Here is a 19593-nt window from a genome sequence, read left to right as displayed (position 1 = left end):
AGGAGATTATTCAAAAATACACGAATACAATAGTACATCTGGAATTGTCGTTTGGAGCCGCTTTGTTGCGGCTCCGAGATGAGCAACTGCTTTTAAATGATTAATGACATTCTTTAGCATGACTAGGTAGAAGTCAAAAAACGAACTGCCTCGTTTGGCTGGTACCACAAGTCCTTGAAATCGACCCAGCCATTGGTAGTTATCTGTACCCCCCGAAGCGAGGGATGGAAAGATGTTTCCAGCTTCATGTGAACAAGGAAGGATAAAGCAAAATTATGCTTTAGGATTTGTTCGATTGAGTCCAAGATTCTTTCCCGCTTTTCATTTGTTGATTCCGAAAGCACCTGAGAGACCTTCACGTCCACAACAGAGGCAAGTTCCGGGCCCATGTGGTTCCGAATAAAGCTGAAAGGAGATTGCAAAGCTTCAAGCAAAGAGAGTTGCGGGTGACTCAGATTTGCTTCGTAGAGAATCATATCGGCCTCTTTTATTGTCTCCGGGAGGAGAAGGTCCCTCCATTCCACAATTTTCACTTCAAGTTGAATCCCATTTTTGCCAAACTGTTTCTGAATCCAATATGCATCGGGTACATGCCGTTCATAGACATACAGTGTTAAGGTATCCCCTTTGTAGTCGGACCGCCTTAACAATTTCCGTGCTTTCTCCTCGTCAAATTCCTTGTCTTCATAAGAAGGAGGGCGTTTTAATTGAAACCCGTTCGAAGGGTATAATCGGTTACCCCCCAAATCCTCCACCAGTTGTTTCCGGTTAAGAAACCGGTGAATTGCCTCTCTCAGTCTCTCGTCCTGAAGAGGTCCTGACTTCACTTGATTCAGGGTCAGCAATTTGCTTCCGGGATAGAAGTCCTCTGTTTCGATCCAAGAGGGTACTTGCTGCTTAGGGGATTCGCCTGTATTGACAACTACATGCGGTTCCATTAGAAAGCCCAGATCTTCCGATTGGACCGCCACATTGAAAATTTCAATCCGGTCCAAGTATGGACGACCTTTGAAATAGTGACGAAAGGCTTCCAGAATACAGAAGTCATCTGTTTGCCTTTCAACTCGGAAGGGGCCTGTCCCTATAGGAAAGGGTGCTAAGGCAGTGGATTCACAAGCCTCCAGTGCAACAATCGAAGTAGGAGGAAAACTCAAAATCTGCAAAAAAAGATGATTGGGTCTTCTCAACCGGATTGCGACTGTATGCGAATCTAGCGCTTCCAAAGACTCCACATCCCTAAGCAACCAAGCTTGGGAATTGTGCTCGTCAGAAGTTTGCAATCTGTGCAAAGAGCTTATCACATCATAAGCTGTTAGATCATGTCCGTTGTGAAACTGTATACCCTTACGCAAGTACAAAACCCATCGGGAGCAATCGACATTCGATTCCCAATGGTGCGCAAGATGGGGAAGTATTCTCCCGGAACTTTGATTGTACTGTACCAAGGTGTCAAAGACTTGGGTCACAATGTGAACGTCAAAAGCGTAGTAGGCATAAGCCGGATCCAAGGTGTTCATCTTTCTGTGAATGGGGAAACGGAGGATTTCAGATTTATGTTGGCTGTTGTGTTCCACACTGTACCCGAAATATCCGGACAGCCAGGAAATCAGACGATTTTTAGTGGAACTTCCTTCCCCGTACTGTCGAATCAATTCCATTGCCTTGTCCAAGGTCCCTTTTTGAATGAGACGTGTTGCTTCCATAAAGAGTATTTCTTCCCCGGGAACACAGAAAGTTAGGGTAGACAGGTTGCCTCGGCCCCGTCCCGGGATGAACTCGATCCACTTGTTGGTGGATAACTTCGCAAGAATGAGTTTCACATTACGAGGGGTACAATAGAGAATTTGAGAAAGCTCCTCCATTGAGACGCGAACCGGTACCTGTTCCGGAATCTTGGGATAGGCTTTGCGTAAGGTAAGATACTCAATCGCTGCCTGCATTCAGGTCCATCCTCCCTGCAAGTACTGCAAAAAGTAGAAATTTCATTTCGTTTCTCTGCCCTTTTTTTGTTAGATCAGGATCTTACAATTAAGATATCAGATCTTAATCGGAAGGGGAAGAAAGAAAGTCGGTCGTGGTTACATCCAGACAGGCCTCCATTATGGCGAAACCGGTCGTTCGTGATTCTATTGGTTTGTTGGCTGTCGTCCTTTCCTCGACAGGAATTGGAGGTCTCCTAGGAAGTTAAGTGGTCAACCGGCTTCACTTTGAACTGCAATTGGACCTTCTGCTCGGAGGATCTGTAATTCTTAATGAGATTGCCTATTGAAGTAACGAATGTACATTACTATGGAGGAGAAAGAAGCAACAATAGCCTATTGATGTTGCAATGTAAGGTGATACTATTTCAAGCAACTTTGGTTGGAGGATGGAATAACTATGAGATTTACTGAACAGGAAGTTTTGATACCGAGTAAATTTATGCTGGCAGGTACATTAACGATTCCACAAGGGGATGAAGAAACCTATCCTGTCGTGGTTATGGTTCATGGTAGCGGAAAAGTAGATCGGAATGAAGATGCAAAAAACCTTCGCATAAATGCTTTTGCTGAATTAAGCAGCTTAGCGGCGGAACAGGGATTTGCTACCCTTAGATATGACAAGCGGGGAATTGGAAAAAGCGGAGGTAATTATTATGAAACTGGACTTTTCGATTTAATTGAAGATGCTGTATCTGTAGTTGAATTTGCCAGACAACACCCAAGAATCAATTCGGAGAAAATTATACTTCTTGGGCATAGTGAAGGATGTCTGATCGTGCCTGCTGTGAATCAGAAAGTGCAGGTTCAAGGCATGATTCTCATTGCCGGCTCAGCTGAACCATTATCTATGACTACTGCATGGCAAAGGGAGCAACTAATTGAGGATATGAGGGCAGAAAAAGGCTTTTCGGGCTGGTTAATTCGCCCACTTAAGGTCGATAAAAAGATCGTAGAAATGAATGAAGAATTGGTACAAAAAATAACAGAAACCGATAAGGCGGTTATCCGATACAAAGGCAAAAAGGTTAACGCAAAATGGAACCGGGAGCATCATGGGTATGATGTTAGAGAACTGTTAAAAGATGTAACTTGTCCTGTCCTAGCGATAACGGGGACAAAGGATGTACAAGTGAAGCCGGAACAAGTGAAAGAGATTTGTGACTTGGTGCAAGGTGAGTGTAAATATCACCTTATCGAGGATATGACCCATATACTAAGGAAAACAGATGCAGAACATCGTATAGGTGTTATTTTAAAAGACTACAAAAAACAAGTGAAAAGACCAGTGGATCAAGAATTAAAAGAGATCATTAAGGGATGGCTGAACAAATATTCGCAGCTTCCGAATTAGAGTGTCTGAACACGGATAATTGCATTTTTTAAAAAAGGGGAAATAGACTTTGGAGACTTTCACGTTAATAACAGACTACAAACATGATCCAATGATATTCACCTAAGAAATTTGCAAAAATTAGACCCCAAAAACATAAATGACTTAAATTTTATCAATGAGTTTTGCTTTGGAAAGAATTCCCGCATCCAGAATTTTTGGAGTGGATCATTCGCAAGGAGTTTTGATGTTCCATTGTATAAATGTTTTTAGTAATGATCTCTACTATTTAAAAGATGAGAACGTGATTCTTATTTTTAGAACTGAAAACGATAGACTTCATATCTATGATGTAATTAGTAAGAAAGAGATAGATATAAATAGTGTCTTAACAAAACTTTCCCAAAAAAATTTACATGAGGTGGTTTTCCATTTTACGCCTGACTTTAAAGAGATCGAAACGGAGCCTAGGGAATCTGTGCCTGACGAAGTGCTGTTCATCCGAACGAATGACTCGATAAATTTTCCCCGATATTTCAAACACCCTATAACTTCACAGGCATAGAATAAGTGAAAATCTTTCACTTCATGGAAAAAAAATAATATGAAATTCCGGTAACTGTTCCAGTAAGGGGGCTGAGTTAGAATCAAGGGAGGGAATCAAATGCAGTCATTGAGCAAAAAAGTGTCTTTCGGTATCGTTTTTTTACTTGGGTTTCTGTTTGTTTTATCTGTATTTATACGATATTTTATTTTAGATCCAGTCAGATCAAATGCTACGCTGATTGAATTGGGATTTGAAATGTATGATTTCCATTTTAAACCATGGAACTACGCATTGTATTTACATATTCTCACTGCTGCTTTATCACTTTTTATAGGACCGTTTCAGTTTATAAAAACATTTCGTTATCGTCAGATGAGATTGCATCGAATTATGGGCAAAATATATGTCATTTCTATTTTGACAAGTGGAGTGTTCGGCCTATACTTATCATATTTTGCATTTGGTGGGATTGTTGCAAAATTAGGTTTTTTATTCCTGGATCTGTCCTGGCTTTATACTACTTATTTCGCTTATAAGTACATTCGAAACAAGCGGATTAAGCAACATAAAGAATGGATGTATCGAAGTTATGCTGTCACTTTTGCAGCAGTTACATTTCGCATTTGGTCAGCGGTGATAGGTTTTTCGTTGGATGATTTTACATTTGGTTATGTGGTGTCAACATGGTTGTCCTGGATCGGAAATTTAATAGTTGTTGAGCTTTATATTCAAAAGAGTTCAAAAAATAGTTCAAATAACATTAGTTTGACATAGAAGAACGCTGTCCATTCTTTGACTCGAAGGACCTTGATATCGTATATGTGTGTTCTCTTTGGAAGACAAAGAGTAAATGGAAGGAGCAAAAAAATGAAACAACAAAAAAACATTGGCTTAGCATTCCTTTTTTTCCTGTTGTCAGTATTGGCAGGAATTGCTTTCATTCCCTATCAGATGGAGATAATAGGGCACATTTTAGCCGATTCTATAGACGGAGCTCCCTTTTCCATCCCTGTTGTTTTGGGTATTGGTACTTTGCAAACAGGACTGTTGATATTCTTCGCCAGTTTCGTGGGATTGAGGTTGGGACCTAAAGTGGGTTTAGATGTTCCTATCTTCCGAACCTGGTTCTACAAGTCTAAACTTCCAGCGCTATCAAAAAAATGGGTAGTGGTTTCCGTATTGGGAAGCTTTATTGGAGCCACTTTGGTTGTCTTGTTAGATAAACTGATATTCTCACCTGTTATCCCCAACCTTACAGAGATGAAATCAGTTGTTTGGTGGAAAGGCATTCTTGCTATGTTTTACGGGGGAATTGTAGAAGAAATTCTTGTTCGATTGTTCTTAATGACACTGGTAGTGTGGATACTCGCTAGACTCTTTTCCAAAAATACAGAAAACATACCTTCTTCGTTCTATTGGATCGGGATGATTGTGGCTTCATTGTTGTTCGGAGCGCTGCATTTACCTTTCGCCGCCATTGTGTTTGGGCAATTAACTACCGCCTTGGTTGTAAGAACTCTAATTGGGAATGGTGTTTTGGGAATGTTGTTCGGTTATCTTTATTGGAAAAAAGGATTGGAATACGCAGTCATTTCTCATATGACAGCAGATGTCTTTCTCATCGTAATATTACCTTATGTTTTTTGATTGAGACCTTGCGAATGCACGTGGACAACAACAAAAAGCTACCGCTGGTGCATCCTTTTAAACTGGGGAATCTTCAAGTTGGGAGATTATTTCAACCCTGGAGTGGAATAAGCGAATAGGTAATGACTATGGCTGTTTTGTTCTAACGGCGTTTAATAATGAATGATTTTGTGTAAGCTGTGCCCAAACCGGGTTATGTTACAGGAGAACACAATTTTATATAGAGGAGATTAATAAAATGATAGAACAAATCTTACTAACTCCAATCGGGAAAGTTATTTCAGGTAGAATAGATATCAAAGATGATTATTGGGGATCTGAAGTAGCAACGATTGAACTTGATTCATCACAATTTACTGAAGAGGTATTAGATGGTTTAGAAGAATTCTCGCATGTTGATATCCTATATCATTTTCATTTATTAGATTCTTCTAAAATTCAGAAAGGTGCACGGCATCCGAGGAATAAGCAGGAATATCCTAAGGTAGGAATATTTAGCCAAAGAAGGAAGAATCGTCCAAATCGAATTGGAGTGTCAACTTGCAAACTACTTAGAGTTGATGGTCTTAAAATAACGGTTCAAGCACTTGATGCAATCGAAGGAACTCCTATCATTGATATTAAACCTTATATGCAAGAATTTGGACCGCGTGAAATAGTAAAACAGCCAAACTGGTCAAAAGAATTAATGAAAGAATATTTTTTATAAAATAGTGTTTCAAGGAGGGGAGTTAGATGGATTTCAAGGGCTTTTTCTTCGGAAGCGGGATTATATCGTAATAGTTGAGCCCATCTACTAATGAGTTCTTTTTATTTCAATAAAGCGTTTTGGTAATAAACACTTTATGCTCTTCTGTACAAAAAGAAAAAATCCCCACAAAAACTTGACTCAGTCACACCGAAAAAGCGGTTTGAGGAATATGAGCATCCTTAGGTATAATATTACTACTAACTGGATGTAGTATATTAAGTGTCGATAAGTGAGCGTATTGTTCACTAATACAATTAAATTAGAATTGGAAGAAACATATGGAAAACGAGGTGAATCTAATGAAATGGCAAGAAATACGTGAAATTTACCCTAATCAATACGTATTGTTATCTGTGATTAGTGCCCATACGGTTGGAAATAAAAAGATTATCGATGATGTTGCTTTAATTCGTCCTATTAAAGATTCACAAGAAGCGACCACGGAACTGTTAAAAGCAAAAAAAGTTACAATTGTTTCTCATACAGAAAATGAAGAGCTTGTCATTGAAGTAAGAAGACCATCTGCAATAAGAGGGTTAGGCAGATGAAGTTGTTCTATGAGAACGGACTAATTCTTACCTCAGTTGAATTGAGATTTAAAGGAAAAACAAGATGGATTGACAGTGTAGCTATTGATACAGGTGCTTCTCTTTCGATTTTAGTTGTAGATAAAGTAGATGACATTGGAATATATTTTGAACCCGGCGATAAATTAGTGAGTATTGTTGGAATTGGCGGAGAGGAATATTGCTTTTCGAAAAAAATAGACGCTATTAAACTAGGTGATAAAAGTTTTAGCAATGTTTGCATTGATTTCGGAAATTTGAACGGTTTTGATATTAATGGATTTGTTTAGATTTATTAAAAAAAGGGGAATTTATCATTGATCTTAAAAGGTTAGAGTTAAGAAGTGAGTAAATCCTTTCCGCTCGAGACATTTCTATTATGTATTTATTTGTAAATTCCTCCCATAGTTTATTGTTAAAATTTTATATTTTGTTTCTTTTTTTCCTTTAAGTTTGTAGTTGTGCAAGCTAGCATAATACATGATATCAACTTTAACATCGTTATACATGGCATTCGAATTATCTGTACAATGTGGCGCACGGCTACCCCCATCACTCCATACAAAATACATTTATATCTCCTAAAGACTTATCCCTCCTAAATAGGTTCAGCATATGAAGTCACAGGTAATGAGCGTTATTTGAATAGAGCACATCGTATTTTTTATTCCGTCATGTTCAAACTGCTCCCTCAATCAGGTAATTTAATCTTGGAACATTATGAAATAAAGTTCAAGAACTTCAAAAATTTCCTCTATTATTTTTCCTGCATCGGAAATGCCTGCTTTATAGGATGTTGAAGCAGTAAACAGTGCAAAGGCATGACCATATGCTTGTTTCGTTGAATCTTCAATATTTTGTCACTTAAGGTTCCAGTAATATCCTCCATGTTCTTGATCACGTTGATGATTTTGCAGGAACTTCAGACCGTGCTCTGCCAGCTGTTTATAGTTTTTTGAATGATTCAGCATAAAAGCAATGCTGAAAATACAAACAAATCTTGATAAACCCACAAGATACTATGCTTCATGATCACAAATTGTTCCATCATCATGATAGCAGTTTATATAGCCTCCCGCCTCGTTATCAATACAGCGTGGAGCATAAAAATTTAACCGTATCATGTCCGCAGACACCTTCGATGTCGGATTGTTTGCCAGTGGCAATGACATGGCAAGTGAATATCAGTCACCCACAATGCCACTGGCAGTTGTAATGGTCTAATTCTATGTCGATATCGACCTACTAGAATAACAAATTCTTTAGCTCTTTTTTTAGTAGTGTAATTAATAATTAATTTTAGTAGTGTATCCCTTTGTTCCTCAATTCAGAAATTTCATCATCTAAGTACTTCGATTACAGCCTCCATTTCTGCAATGCCATCCTGCAGTTGTACAAAATACTCTTCAAGTCTCTTCAATGCCCATCCCTCTTTTAAAGATCGTTTATCACCCGATGAATGTGTGATTCACCCACAATTTTATGTCCCTGAACAAAGGCATCCAACAAGCTTTGGCTACACAGGGTATTGATTTTCCTTGGAACCCCATGACTGAAGTTGAAAATCGCTTGGATGGCCTCTTCTGAAAAAATTTCTTGAGGGGTTTCTACCGCATCCAGCTGATGACGAATATATGCATATGTTTCCTTTTCAGTTAACCCACTTAGTTGATATCTCATCTGGATCCGTTGGTCGATTGCCTCCAGATGTTTGGACTTGAGTTGGTTTCTTAAACTTGGCTGTCCCACGATAATGAGAGCTAATGGAGACATTGAATCTTCCCGGAAATTAAGGATAAAGCGCAATTCCTGCAACATCGATTCAGAAAAATGATGAGCCTCATCCAGAATCACGACGGGAATCTTTTTTTCATTTTCATAAATATCGAGCATTAATGATTGGTACTGCCGTTTGACATCGGTTGACCGAAAGGCAGGCTGTATGCCAAAGTCCTGTAGGACTTCCCTGTAAAAGAGCTTTGGAGTCAGAGCAGAATCACAGATGTACAAATACCGATATTGCATGGGATCCAATTGATGGATTAGAGCTCGAACCGCGGTTGATTTCCCCATCCCGGCCTCTCCTGTCAACAGGCAGAACTGCCTGTGGCGAGCCGTGTACTCCAGCCGGGCTGCAGCCTCTGTGTGACTGGAAGCTACAAATAACTGACTTGGTGAAATTTCACGAGTGAATGGGACATCCTTCATTTCGAAAAATTCTAACATCAGGCCTGCCCCCCTGACTGTTTTTCTTTCCACTGCACAAAACTAGGTGTACCTAGCTGTTTACGCTTTTCCTCTTCTTGCCTCTGTTTTAGTTGTTCCAGGAAGCTGGAGACATATGTGGAAGAAGAGTCGTCAACCGATTCATCCGGCAGTTTAGAATGGCTTTGACTTAGGAGTTCTGCTGGTTTGGCATCATCAAAACGCTGCCCATCTTTCCAAACTTGTATGTACGAAAGGTCAAACGGATTGTAGCGGATTTGAATCTTTTTCCCCCGCAAAGATGAATCGACATCATACATGTTTCCTTCCAACTCTATTACGGCGGTTTTGCGCACTGTGCGTTCCTCTTCCCACAGGAAAATTTCCCTTAACATTTCTGCGGGGATCAGACGGTGATTTTCCTGGTTGGCTTCAAACCGTTTTCTAGGTGTCTGTTTTGTACTTCGATGAACCCGGTTATCGTAGGCTTCCAACCACGAACGAAGATACTCGTTTAACTGCTTCAGCGTAGTAAGCTTTCCTTGATTGATTAAAAGGTTGGCTTCGCCTGTAAAACTGGAATCTACATATTGAAAAAACTTCTCAATTTTACCCTTTGATTCCGGCGAATAAGGCTTCGCGTGGATCAGCTTAGTGCCCATACGGGCACAAATCACTTTGAATTGTTTGGCATTGTATACGGAACCATTATCACAGAAGAAAAGATGAGGGGCTCCATACTTTAAGACGGCTTTTTGAACACACCTTTCTAATCTGGGGTACCGTTCCTCAAAAAAGAATTCCGCATGCATGATACGCCGGCTATGATCATCGATAATGGCAATCAGGTAGGCCTTCTTGCGTTTTTCAGGATTTTTTGGATCCGGCAAATAAAGGGTGTGCTGGGTGTCAGCCTGCCAACAATCATTTGGTGCTTCATGTTCAAAATGCCGGAACTCTTTCTTTACTGCGTGATGAAGATCTCTCTTACTCAAGCCCTGTTCCTGAAAATATCGGGAAAGAGTACGGGGTTTCAGGAATCCAACCGGCACCTTCCCCTCTAGCTCAAGGATGCGGATAATTTGTTCCACACTTCGGCTTGGAAGCTCTTTCCTGAGTTCAATGGCACGCTTCAGTACCTCGGGATCCTGTTTCCGAAGGCTGCCTTTCTTTTCCCTGACCTGAGGTTTCAGGGCTTCAAAACCTCCTTGTTCATATGCCTGGAGGTATCTTTCGAGGGATCGAATACTGATGGTCGTCTTCTCACTGCCTGGAATCGTATAGCGTTGTTTGGCTATTTCCCGCAATAGTGTTTATTGCAAAATAAAAGTGCAGAGAGTTGCAGAGAATTTGGTCTGTACCAACTTTACATGGAGAGGTGGGCATGATAGCCTTGTTCGGTGAAGCCAGCCCTTAAAATAGCTGGCTTTCTGGCTTCGAAGTCATGCCCACAGAGGCTCCATGTCAAGTTGCAATTCTCTGCATTCCCCGTTGCAAAACTCTGTATTTTTCGATTGAAAAAAACACAATAGGGCATACCTCTCCCCGGGCTGTAATTTCCGCTGAACCACTTGGGCAATTAACCCAAATCGGAAAGCGGCAATGTCATTACGCAGGTTTTCATTCATTCTCTTTTTCTCCTTTTTCCACAAAATAGGTAAATGATAAAACAAACTCTATTTTCCTCTCATTTTTCTTTCCAGAAAAGGGACATATTTTGTGGAGCAAGGAAATGGATATTCATCCTCAAATTTACAAATTGTCCGCCAGTTGAAAAGACAGACCACTGATTAAATCCGGATAGGGGATTGGCGGAAATGTATGGATGAAAAAAGTTTCCCTGGCCCGGGAATGGATCGATCCTCCCCAAAAAAGGAGGAAACCAGGATAAGGAATTCTTCAGCCGAACCAATTCCTTTACGATAAAGGGCTAGCAACCCGTCTCCATCCTGGTAGTATTCAGCCATCCTCTTCCGTTCATTCTTCCACCATTTCAAAAAACGGGCGAAATATTTGGCTTTCCACCTGTATAGTGTTTTTTGGGAGACAACGGAAACTTCTTCAGTAGACAGGCGCTCCGGAAGGAGGACCAAAGGGAGGCCGGAAAAGATCCACCGAAGAAGGAATTCAATGATGTGATTGGCAAATCGTCCCCATGGAACAATAAAGCAAGGTATCAATGAAAAAGTCTTCTTACAGTCAGGGCACCTTCTACGCATAATCGGAATCTCATGAGATCTCGTTTTAAAGTGCACCGTCCTCTTATATTTTCCATGCTTTCTAGTTCGCCTTCCGCAGCAGGGACATAAGATTTCAAGTTCACTCGTTTCTATAGTGGAAATATATCTCTTGATTGAGACAAAACATTCTAGTATGATAGGCATAGTGTGAGAGGGTCGTTTGTTCTCCGGGCCGGCAAGCAGGGAGGAACAAATAACCTTTTCCTTTATAGTTATAGTTTAAAGAGCCGACAGCTTCTCTGACCATTGTACCATAGTCAAAGAAGCTGTCGGCTCTTTCTTTGTACATAATCTGACAAAATAAGTGGTGAAAATCTCCTGTAGTGCGACAATAGATCAGGCGCTCAACAGTATCAATAATATGCTGCTTAAGAAACTTTTGCTCTTTGAAATTTGGTGTGCCTATATCCATGTGATACCACCTTACTAAATAGAATTTGGTTTACGGTATGCTGTGTTTACAAGAAATATACTTAATAAGATAACTCCAGATTGTAACCTGCACCCCTTAAAGTAGATGTTGAAAAAACCCTCAGTTGGGCAACAGTGAACTTAAGGGGTGATTTTTTATTGCACATTGGGACGATAATGCGACATAGATGGATAGTTGTTTCAAAGATTCCAGAAATATATATCCCAAAAATTAGGAATATTTGTTATACTCTAATATAGTACAATTAATTAATAGGGAGAGAGAATCATTGAAATGGAAAATGTTTTTAAAAATCGCCTTAGCTTTTTCAATTATTTTTAATATTATAGTTCCTATCGCATATAATGCTGAGGCAGCTACATCGTATTCTGCAACAGTAAATGCTTCAAAGTTAAATGTAAGGGATAAACCATCTACTAATGATTGATTTTATTCATTCCAGATTTAGTAACAATAAGGCGTATACCTGTGCACAAATTAAGAAAGTTTTTTGGAACAACCAACAATACCGGTTATGATTCTATTCATGGGGAATTTTTTATAATTTATAAATTAGGAAAATACCTTCTATATTTCGTATCGGAGCCAGATAAGTATGAAGAGGTTCAAAAATTAAATGATAATGTTAAATTTCATCAAATTTCTGTACGATTGGACTATTCCGCACGTTAGTTTATTAAGTAATTGAAAAAGCCGACACATTGATGTTGTCTTATTTTTTAAAATAATTACATGGTTAAGGGTGTTGATAAAATGCGGTATATGATGATTGTTTTGTTGGAGTTCTACCCTTCTTGGCTCGCGTTGCCTCGAGAGGAACGCAGGAAGTATGCTTCTTCTTTACAGGAGATTATTCAAAAATACAGTCAGCACGTTAAGGTGCGTTTTTTTGATGCAGATGCATTACCAGGGAAGGGTTTTACTGATTTTGTAGTATGTGAGACGGAGGACTTGCGTCAATATCATTACATGTGGGAGGAAATCAGAGATTCGTCAACTTATACCAAAGGATATATGAAAATCAAAGATGTCGTCATGGGAATGGAAAATGCTTTTCAATCGTTCGAGTCTGAAGTGCTTAAGATGGACGAATAGGCTGGTCAAGAGATTAAACTACTCCTACCTAAAATCATAACAATTTTTTAGGTAGGAGAATCCAAAAAAGGACTGCTTAACATACGTTTTAACAGACCATTGCCCTTTCAAATAGGCAATGGTTATCTTTTGGGTATTCCTATAATGGCATAATTTTCAACTTGTCATTGGTGCCGCATTTGTAAAAACATCCCACCTTTTTAATCCATTTAATTCAAATAAATCCCACAATTATTATAACTCCCTTGAATATAAAACGAACAACTAATACAATAAAAATAAATAATTAAAAATTTGGCTGGTGATATCAGTGGAAAGAGTTAAAGATGAGTGGGAACCAACACGCCAAGCTGAGATTGACGCACAGAAAGAAGAGCTCATTTCTAATGAGGAAATTCTAGAAATTATAAGAGAGGCTGAACAGACTACAGGAATGAACCTCGATCAATATAAAAAAGCAATTACAGAACGGAAAATAAAAAATTATTCAATAGTCCAGTTGAGAATGTGGGAACAAGTGGAACAGCTAAAAAAGGAAGCTCGAAAAAACAAGACTGGTTTATGAAGGTACACCTGATGAATACACAAAATATATTCGTCAGGTGTTTTTTCGTTTTGCTTCTCATTTTGAAAATGTGTGGAAAGGGTGGGGAATCTAAAGAAAAGTAGAATTTCTTATTCACAATGGCAAATCTCAGTTGGAGGCTATTCAATTGTAGATCAACAATAGGAAAAAAAGCTGGACCCTTGAAACTCAAACATTTCTTTTAGTTGTTCCCAGATCCTTTTAGCTTTTTGGTGAAACTTCTTTTTCTTTTTCAATTCCTACTCAAAACCCACTTGTTAATAATAGACTTTACCGGCCTTAAAACAGGTGATGCTCTAGTTTGTGGCTGTTTCGACTTTTCGTTAAAATCCGGCCATTGCTTGCATTTTTTAAAGTCGACCGGGAGGAACGTCCCGATATCGATTCCATTTATATGAACATCCTGGAATGTTCGTTTATGCATATTTAGGAAATCAATTGTTTAGTTCTGTTCAAACATTTGTGTTGAGTCTTGCGATTTACTTAGGATTTATTCTTGTTGTTTTTTTGATTTACCGTTGGTGGTTGAAAGGAAAAACAAAGGTTGCCTTGAAATAGGAGATACAACATGATTAAATAGAGCAGCAGTTCACCTGCTGCTCTTTTTCCTTCAGCCATACGTATTCTCTTTTTTTAATTCCTGTATTACTACAGGATAGGAAGGGTTTTTTTCAATGTTGTGACACTTATCTGGGAACCATACGAAAAAGCCAAGGCTTTCTTGAAAAGCGCTTGGCTGCTTGTTTACCCCTTGATTCACTTAGATAAAAATTAATGGTGTTACCTTCGGAAATCCACTGTACGATACAGGTATATCCTTTCCCTTTGATTTTTGCATATATTTTATCAACTATCCAAGAATTATAGGTTTTTTAGAATATTCCCCAATGTCGTGATAAGAGTACTAAAAAAGTCTGTTTTCGGATTGTAGTAGTTATGCTAGTATTCCCCCATTATTGGATCGTGAACATTTCATAATATCCTTGTTTTTGTACCATACTGTACTTGTCTAATAAAACGAAGGGTAAGATAACCATGAAGAAAGTAATTTTACTTCTTGTTGATTCATTAATGCCTGGCGTACTGGAAGATTGCATGCAGCAGAGAACAGTTCCAGCACTTCAGTTTTTAGTGGATCGGGGAAGATATTGGTCTAATTGCATTACAAGTTTTCCTACTATGACAGCCTCCGTTGACAGCTCATTGGTAACAGGCGTATATCCTGATGTTCATCGGGTTCCTGGACTTATTTGGTTTGATCCCGGAGAAAAAGAAATCATTAATTATGTTAACGGTTGGAAGTGTGTAAGGAAACTCGGTCTTTCAAATTGTACGAAAAATGTTCTTTACAACCTCAATGAGAAACATTTAAGCAAACAAGTGTCCACTATTTTTGAGGAACTAGCAATGAGAGGCAGAACATCAGGTTCCATTAATGCAATGGTTCACAGGGGTGTTAAAAAACATCGTGTCCGGCTACCTTTTTTACTCAACCTGTCGACAAGGTTTCGCTTTCAAGAAAATATTTCCGGTCCTGATATCATGACATTAGGGGCAATGGTTCAAACAGATCTACAAGAGATCCCAAAGCAAATACAAGGATTTAAACAATTGTATGGGATTAACGATAATTATGCCATCTCGGCAGTAAAATCACTTATTCGATCCGGAAATATCCCGGAATTTTTGCTCGTATATCTTCCGGATAACGATCATCGAGTACATAAGAAAAACCCCAATCATGCAGAGGAATCCTTGATTCAAGTGGACAAGTGCATACAGCAGATTTTAAATACGTTTAGTTCTTGGGATGAAGCACTCAGTCAGTTTATATTTATTGTCACCAGCGACCATGGCCAAACGCGAATAGGAAATGGAAAAGAGTTTAACATTGATCTTGACAGCCTTCTTGACCACTTTAAAGTTCTTCAATTAGGAGAAGATGTGAAAGACCATGATATTGTAGTTTGCAACAACGAACGGATGGCTTATATTTATACCCTGAAGCCAGAAATGGAAGAACAAATTTTACGTCGATTATTGTCGGAATCACGAATTGATATTATCGCAACAAAGGAGAATGGAGGGATCCGGGTAAAAGAAGGTGGATCAGGCAGAGAGGTCTATTTTAAACAGAATGGACAATACAGAGATATTTATGGTTCAACATGGATAATTAATGGAGAATGGGAAGTCCTGGATTTGCGTCTCAACGATGGGCTAGTGGATTATGGTGATTATCCTGATGCACTTTCGAGATTATATGGGGCCATGTATTCTCAGGAGATTCCTGTGATTGTGGTTACAACCCGACCAAGATATGAATTTAAAAGCCGGTTTTATCCCGTTCATTTAGATGGCGGAAGCCACGGTTCTTTGCACAAGTATGATTCAACAATTCCTCTTATCATAACCGGAACAGAACATCGAATTAAAGAACCGCCTCGGTTAATCGATTTAAAGCACTTTATTATTAACATTTTTGAAAGTTCTCCAAAATAATAGCATCCGGATAGAGGTAATTATCGTATGAAATATACCAAAAACTCCCTTAAAATCGATCAATAAAAAATAAATTATGATCAAAAATATAAAAATAATTTTACAAATTTTTTCGTATAAAAGGAGGAACAAATGGAGAATCGAGTTTTTTATATTGCCCTTGGAGATTCTCTTACTGAGGGAGTAGGAGCTTCTACACACGAGCAGTCATTTACGGCCCGTTTTTTTCAAGCCATAAAACAAACAAAAGAATGCCAATACATGAATTTTGGTAAATCAGGGCGCAGCAGCGGAGAATTGCTTCAATTTCTTACCGATTCCAAAATACACGATTTATTAAAGAGAGCAACTCATATTACGATTACAACAGGCGGAATCGATATGATTCGTGCCTATGAGAATAACGCTAATTTTTTAGAATACGTTCGAACGGTTCAAACGTTAAAGCAGAACTTGAGACACATATTACACAATATAACCGAAACGAATCCAAACCCACAAATATTGTTAATGGGCCTTTATAATCCTGGTGCTATGGACCACAAATTATATAAGACAGCCAATAAATTGATTCGAAGAATAAATAAATCATACGAAGAAACGGCAAAACATTTTGGTGCACATACCATTAATCCTATGGATTCTTTTTTAAACAAACCTCACCTATTGGCAGATGAAGTTCATCCCAATGATTTAGGCTATAAGGTTATAACAGATTTGTTTCTAAATAAACAAAAGTTTGCAGTCCCTACGTGACATAACGTCTAAATTGAAAAAGAATGTAAGATTCTTCACGAACCATAGCTTCAGCAAATTCAATAACTAGTAAGGGGGTGTAATCGTGAACAAAAAAGTATTGATTCTATCAGAATCCATTGGCAGTGGTCATACGATAGCCGCTGAAGGGTTAAAGCAAGGAATTTCTCATTTGGCCCCTTCAATTCAAACAAAAATTTTAGAAGTAGGGCAGACACTTCATCCTCTTACGACAAAGCTGCTGCTTAATTCTTACCTTAAAATAATTATTCGCTCACCTTCATTATGGAGAAAAATGTATGACCATAAACAAAACAAACCTTTTTCCAATTGGAAGAAATTTATTATTTATCAATTGTTTCACCGCCAAATTGAGGTTCTTCTTGATCAGGAAAAACCTCACCTTATCATTTGCACCCATCCATTTACTAGTTCATCAATATCCCGGCTAAAGAGGATGGGTTATCCATTCATTCTTTGCTCGGTGATCACCGATTTTCATGTTCACGGGGCATGGGTTCATTCAGAGGTAGATGTCTATTTGGTTTCAAGTGAAGATGTATCTAATCAATTAATAAAAATGGGAATTCCCAGTAGTCGTATTGTGGTAACAGGCTTGCCAATAAGGCCGAATTTTTGGATCAAGAAAAACAAACAGGAAATGCGAAAAAAATTAAAATTAAATAATATTCCTACTGTTATTCTTATGGGAGGAGGATTAGGATTAGGCGGAATACAGCAGCTTGCCTATGCTCTTTTGAAATGGAAAGAAAAAATTCAGGTCATAATATGCACTGGAAATAACGAAACACTAAGAAGTTCTTTGTTAAGGGATACAAAATTCCATCATCCTCATGTATATATTTTAGGGTTTATTGATCTCATTGACGAGTGGATGGATGCGGCTGATTTACTCATTACAAAACCGGGTGGATTAACTTGTTTTGAGGCATTAACAAAGGGGTTGCCTATGTATATATATGAACCAATTCCGGGTCACGAAGAAAAAAATTGTGATTTTTTAGTAAATAATTATTTAGCAATTAAAATTGATGACACCAATAATATCGACATTTTGATTGAAAATTTACTCTTTTCTTCCCGAGAAATAGAGTTTTTACATAATAAAATGAGGGAATTTCAACAAAAAATAGATCCATTAGCAAGTGCAAAATTTATTGTTAAATGTCTTATTCCTTAAAATATTTCGCTAGTTGATGTGACCTAAACTAAATTGAAGTTAATCTTAGTAATTTGAGTAATAACGTTCCCTCCTTGTTATAGTTTATAGTTTTTGGTTCTGGTGCAAAAAGACTCAGACAGCAAAACTACTTTGAATATTACCTACTTAATGTAAACTCTCACTTGTTATTATCCAAAAATCGGCTCTCTTTTTCAAATTCCTCCAGAAAATTAACTGTATCAATAATATGCTGCTTTAGAAACTTTTGATCTTTGAAATTTGGTATGCCTATATCCATGTGAAACCACCTTACTATATAGAAATTGGTTTACGGTATGCTGGGTTTACATGAATTATGCTTAATAAAATAACTCCAGATTGAATGGTTGATATTGTTTTGAGGTAGGTTTTTATTTTCAATCAAGGTAATGCTGGTACTAAATATAAATATGGTTCTCCGCTGCACTCTGCTGAATCTAAATACCATGATTTAAGTGAAAAACACTAGAATATTCATCCTCTTGTTTAGGAAGTATAAGAAAAAACAAGAGGAGATGTTGTCATGAGAAAATTTGTAATTTTGCTCTGCCTTTCTCTCGTTCTTTCTGGATGCGGAAATGGAAACGATAATAAACAGGGCGCTTCTGGAGATAAACAACAACAAGGCGCAACAGCGCAGAATAAAGGAGATAACTCGGCTGTTCGTATTCAGCATAGCCAATCTCCGGCAAAACGGATTCAAGAGGTCAACCCGGCAAAGACGGCCCACGATAGAAGACCAATTAACTCAATTGGATTTCTTGAGCCGATCACTCCACAGCAATCCGTTTCAGATTTAAAAGGGGTTAGCCAGCATTTATCGTATGTAGCTTTTTTCAGTTACCGAGTCAACGCTGATGGAAGTCTTGTACCAATTAAAGACACTGAAGCACTTTCGGCTACTAAAAAATCCGGTGCGATTCCAATGATGGTCATTACTAATTTTGCAGAAGGAAACTTTTCACCGGATATTGCTCATCGCATCTTTACAGATAAAACAGCCTCTAACAGCTTGATCAAAGGTGTTATTCAAACGATGAAAGCAAAAGGTTACGAAGCCTTAAATATCGATTTTGAACATATTCGGGAAAGGGACCGTGAGTTGTATAACGGCTTTCTCGAAACGATCTTGCCACAGGTTCGCAAAGCCGGTTTTGCTGTTTCAACTGCATTAGCCCCAAAAACGAGCGATGAACAAAGAGGGCCATGGCATGGAGCCCATGATTATAAGAGGCATGGAGAGTTAGCGGATTTCGTCATTCTTATGACCTATGAATGGGGATGGTCCGGCGGCCCGCCAATGGCAGTGTCACCTGTACCGCAAGTCCGCAAAGTGCTTGATTATGCCGTTTCCGTGATTCCGCGGAACAAAATTGTGATGGGTGCCCCATTGTATGGTTACGATTGGACTTTACCTTACAAAAAAGGCGGCAAATTCGCAAAACGAATCGCCCCGGAGGAAGCAGCCGACCTGGCAGCGAGAAAAGGAGCTGAAATACATTATGACAACGAGTCACAGGCCCCTTGGTTTAATTACACTGATGAGCAAAACAAAAAACATGTTGTTTGGTTTGAAAATGAACAGAGCATGCAGGCAAAGTATAATCTCGTAAAAGAATACGGGCTAAATGGTGTGGCCTACTGGGTGCTTGGTGAGCCTTTCCCTCAAAATTGGAAATTGCTTGAAGATCAGTTTATCATTCAAAGACACTAAGCGGAAAAAAGGAAAAA

The 19593-nt window shown here is 38.7% G+C and carries 20 protein-coding genes and 2 pseudogenes; 13 read left to right on the top strand and 9 right to left on the bottom strand.

Annotation, left to right across the window (positions count from 1 at the left end; translation table 11 throughout):
* Nucleotides 1–122: 122 nt before the first annotated feature.
* Nucleotides 123–1940 (bottom strand): ABC transporter substrate-binding protein, encoded by a 1818-nt coding sequence (locus PB1_RS12120; RefSeq protein ID WP_004436954.1) that lies wholly within the window; start codon nucleotides 1938–1940, stop codon nucleotides 123–125.
* A 439-nt stretch (nucleotides 1941–2379) separates the two neighbouring features.
* Between PB1_RS12120 and PB1_RS12115 the strand changes: the two genes are divergently transcribed.
* From PB1_RS12115 to PB1_RS12085, 6 genes are all read left to right on the top strand, one after another.
* The gene (locus PB1_RS12115) at nucleotides 2380–3333 is read left to right on the top strand and encodes an alpha/beta hydrolase (RefSeq protein ID WP_004436951.1); all 954 of its coding nucleotides are present in this window, start codon (nucleotides 2380–2382) and stop codon (nucleotides 3331–3333) included.
* A 643-nt stretch (nucleotides 3334–3976) separates the two neighbouring features.
* Nucleotides 3977–4633: a DUF2306 domain-containing protein gene (locus PB1_RS12105; protein ID WP_004436946.1), complete on the top strand. Its 657-nt coding sequence runs from the start codon at nucleotides 3977–3979 to the stop codon at nucleotides 4631–4633.
* 93 nt (nucleotides 4634–4726) lie between these two features.
* Nucleotides 4727–5506 (top strand): CPBP family intramembrane glutamic endopeptidase, encoded by a 780-nt coding sequence (locus PB1_RS12100; protein WP_004436944.1) that lies wholly within the window; start codon nucleotides 4727–4729, stop codon nucleotides 5504–5506.
* A gap of 238 nt (nucleotides 5507–5744) precedes the next feature.
* Entirely contained in the window at nucleotides 5745–6215 is a 471-nt protein-coding gene (locus tag PB1_RS12095) for an SAM-dependent methyltransferase (protein ID WP_004436942.1), read from the top strand.
* A 341-nt stretch (nucleotides 6216–6556) separates the two neighbouring features.
* The gene (locus PB1_RS12090; RefSeq protein ID WP_004436939.1) at nucleotides 6557–6805 is read left to right on the top strand and encodes a hypothetical protein; all 249 of its coding nucleotides are present in this window, start codon (nucleotides 6557–6559) and stop codon (nucleotides 6803–6805) included.
* Nucleotides 6802–7113 carry an aspartyl protease family protein gene (locus tag PB1_RS12085; protein WP_004436938.1) on the top strand — a complete coding sequence of 104 codons (312 nt, stop codon included), beginning with the start codon at nucleotides 6802–6804 and terminating at the stop codon, nucleotides 7111–7113. Before PB1_RS12090 ends, PB1_RS12085 begins: the two co-directional genes overlap by 4 nt.
* An 87-nt stretch (nucleotides 7114–7200) precedes the next feature.
* Here the strand turns inward: PB1_RS12085 and PB1_RS12080 are convergent, their stop codons facing one another.
* From PB1_RS12080 to PB1_RS12055, 7 genes and pseudogenes are all read right to left on the bottom strand, one after another.
* Entirely contained in the window at nucleotides 7201–7395 is a 195-nt protein-coding gene (locus PB1_RS12080; protein ID WP_004436935.1) for a hypothetical protein, read from the bottom strand.
* 132 nt (nucleotides 7396–7527) lie between these two features.
* Nucleotides 7528–7836: pseudogene (locus tag PB1_RS18170) on the bottom strand (AGE family epimerase/isomerase).
* 421 nt (nucleotides 7837–8257) lie between these two features.
* Nucleotides 8258–9049, bottom strand: coding sequence for an ExeA family protein (locus PB1_RS12075; RefSeq protein ID WP_003350381.1), 792 nt, complete (start codon nucleotides 9047–9049; stop codon nucleotides 8258–8260).
* Nucleotides 9049–10338, bottom strand: a pseudogene (locus PB1_RS12070) (transposase); the annotation flags it as partial. The gene PB1_RS12075 and the pseudogene PB1_RS12070, both read right to left, overlap by 1 nt.
* A 132-nt stretch (nucleotides 10339–10470) precedes the next feature.
* Entirely contained in the window at nucleotides 10471–10656 is a 186-nt protein-coding gene (locus PB1_RS12065; protein ID WP_004436931.1) for a hypothetical protein, read from the bottom strand.
* Nucleotides 10657–10818: 162 nt separating this feature from the next.
* The gene (locus PB1_RS18625; RefSeq protein ID WP_420796280.1) at nucleotides 10819–11412 is read right to left on the bottom strand and encodes a DUF6431 domain-containing protein; all 594 of its coding nucleotides are present in this window, start codon (nucleotides 11410–11412) and stop codon (nucleotides 10819–10821) included.
* Nucleotides 11348–11680 (bottom strand): hypothetical protein, encoded by a 333-nt coding sequence (locus tag PB1_RS12055; protein WP_004436926.1) that lies wholly within the window; start codon nucleotides 11678–11680, stop codon nucleotides 11348–11350. Before PB1_RS12055 ends, PB1_RS18625 begins: the two co-directional genes overlap by 65 nt.
* 289 nt (nucleotides 11681–11969) lie before the next feature.
* Here PB1_RS12055 and PB1_RS17555 point away from each other — a divergent pair, with 289 nt between their 5' ends.
* From PB1_RS17555 to PB1_RS12040, 3 genes are all read left to right on the top strand, one after another.
* Nucleotides 11970–12128 (top strand): hypothetical protein, encoded by a 159-nt coding sequence (locus PB1_RS17555; RefSeq protein WP_004436923.1) that lies wholly within the window; start codon nucleotides 11970–11972, stop codon nucleotides 12126–12128.
* A gap of 326 nt (nucleotides 12129–12454) precedes the next feature.
* Complete coding sequence (locus PB1_RS12045) at nucleotides 12455–12796, top strand: darcynin family protein (RefSeq protein WP_004436917.1); 342 nt, start codon at nucleotides 12455–12457, stop codon at nucleotides 12794–12796.
* 310 nt (nucleotides 12797–13106) lie between these two features.
* Nucleotides 13107–13361 carry a hypothetical protein gene (locus PB1_RS12040; protein ID WP_004436915.1) on the top strand — a complete coding sequence of 85 codons (255 nt, stop codon included), beginning with the start codon at nucleotides 13107–13109 and terminating at the stop codon, nucleotides 13359–13361.
* 707 nt (nucleotides 13362–14068) lie between these two features.
* Here PB1_RS12040 and PB1_RS18620 read toward each other — a convergent pair.
* The gene (locus PB1_RS18620; RefSeq protein ID WP_238533141.1) at nucleotides 14069–14188 is read right to left on the bottom strand and encodes a hypothetical protein; all 120 of its coding nucleotides are present in this window, start codon (nucleotides 14186–14188) and stop codon (nucleotides 14069–14071) included.
* 229 nt (nucleotides 14189–14417) lie between these two features.
* Between PB1_RS18620 and PB1_RS12035 the strand changes: the two genes are divergently transcribed.
* From PB1_RS12035 to PB1_RS12020, 4 genes are all read left to right on the top strand, one after another.
* Nucleotides 14418–15884, top strand: coding sequence for an alkaline phosphatase family protein (locus PB1_RS12035; RefSeq protein WP_004436911.1), 1467 nt, complete (start codon nucleotides 14418–14420; stop codon nucleotides 15882–15884).
* 132 nt (nucleotides 15885–16016) lie between these two features.
* Complete coding sequence (locus PB1_RS12030; RefSeq protein WP_004436909.1) at nucleotides 16017–16640, top strand: GDSL-type esterase/lipase family protein; 624 nt, start codon at nucleotides 16017–16019, stop codon at nucleotides 16638–16640.
* An 85-nt stretch (nucleotides 16641–16725) separates the two neighbouring features.
* Nucleotides 16726–17841: an MGDG synthase family glycosyltransferase gene (locus tag PB1_RS12025; RefSeq protein ID WP_004436907.1), complete on the top strand. Its 1116-nt coding sequence runs from the start codon at nucleotides 16726–16728 to the stop codon at nucleotides 17839–17841.
* A 544-nt stretch (nucleotides 17842–18385) separates the two neighbouring features.
* The gene (locus PB1_RS12020) at nucleotides 18386–19576 is read left to right on the top strand and encodes a glycosyl hydrolase family 18 protein (RefSeq protein WP_004436903.1); all 1191 of its coding nucleotides are present in this window, start codon (nucleotides 18386–18388) and stop codon (nucleotides 19574–19576) included.
* Nucleotides 19577–19593: the final 17 nt, after the last annotated feature.

Origin of the sequence: Bacillus methanolicus PB1, assembly GCF_000262755.1 — a bacterium.
GTDB lineage: Bacteria > Bacillota > Bacilli > Bacillales > Cytobacillaceae > Bacillus_Z > Bacillus_Z methanolicus.
Note: the sequence above shows the minus strand (reverse complement) of the source record. Positions and strands in the feature narration are given on the sequence as shown.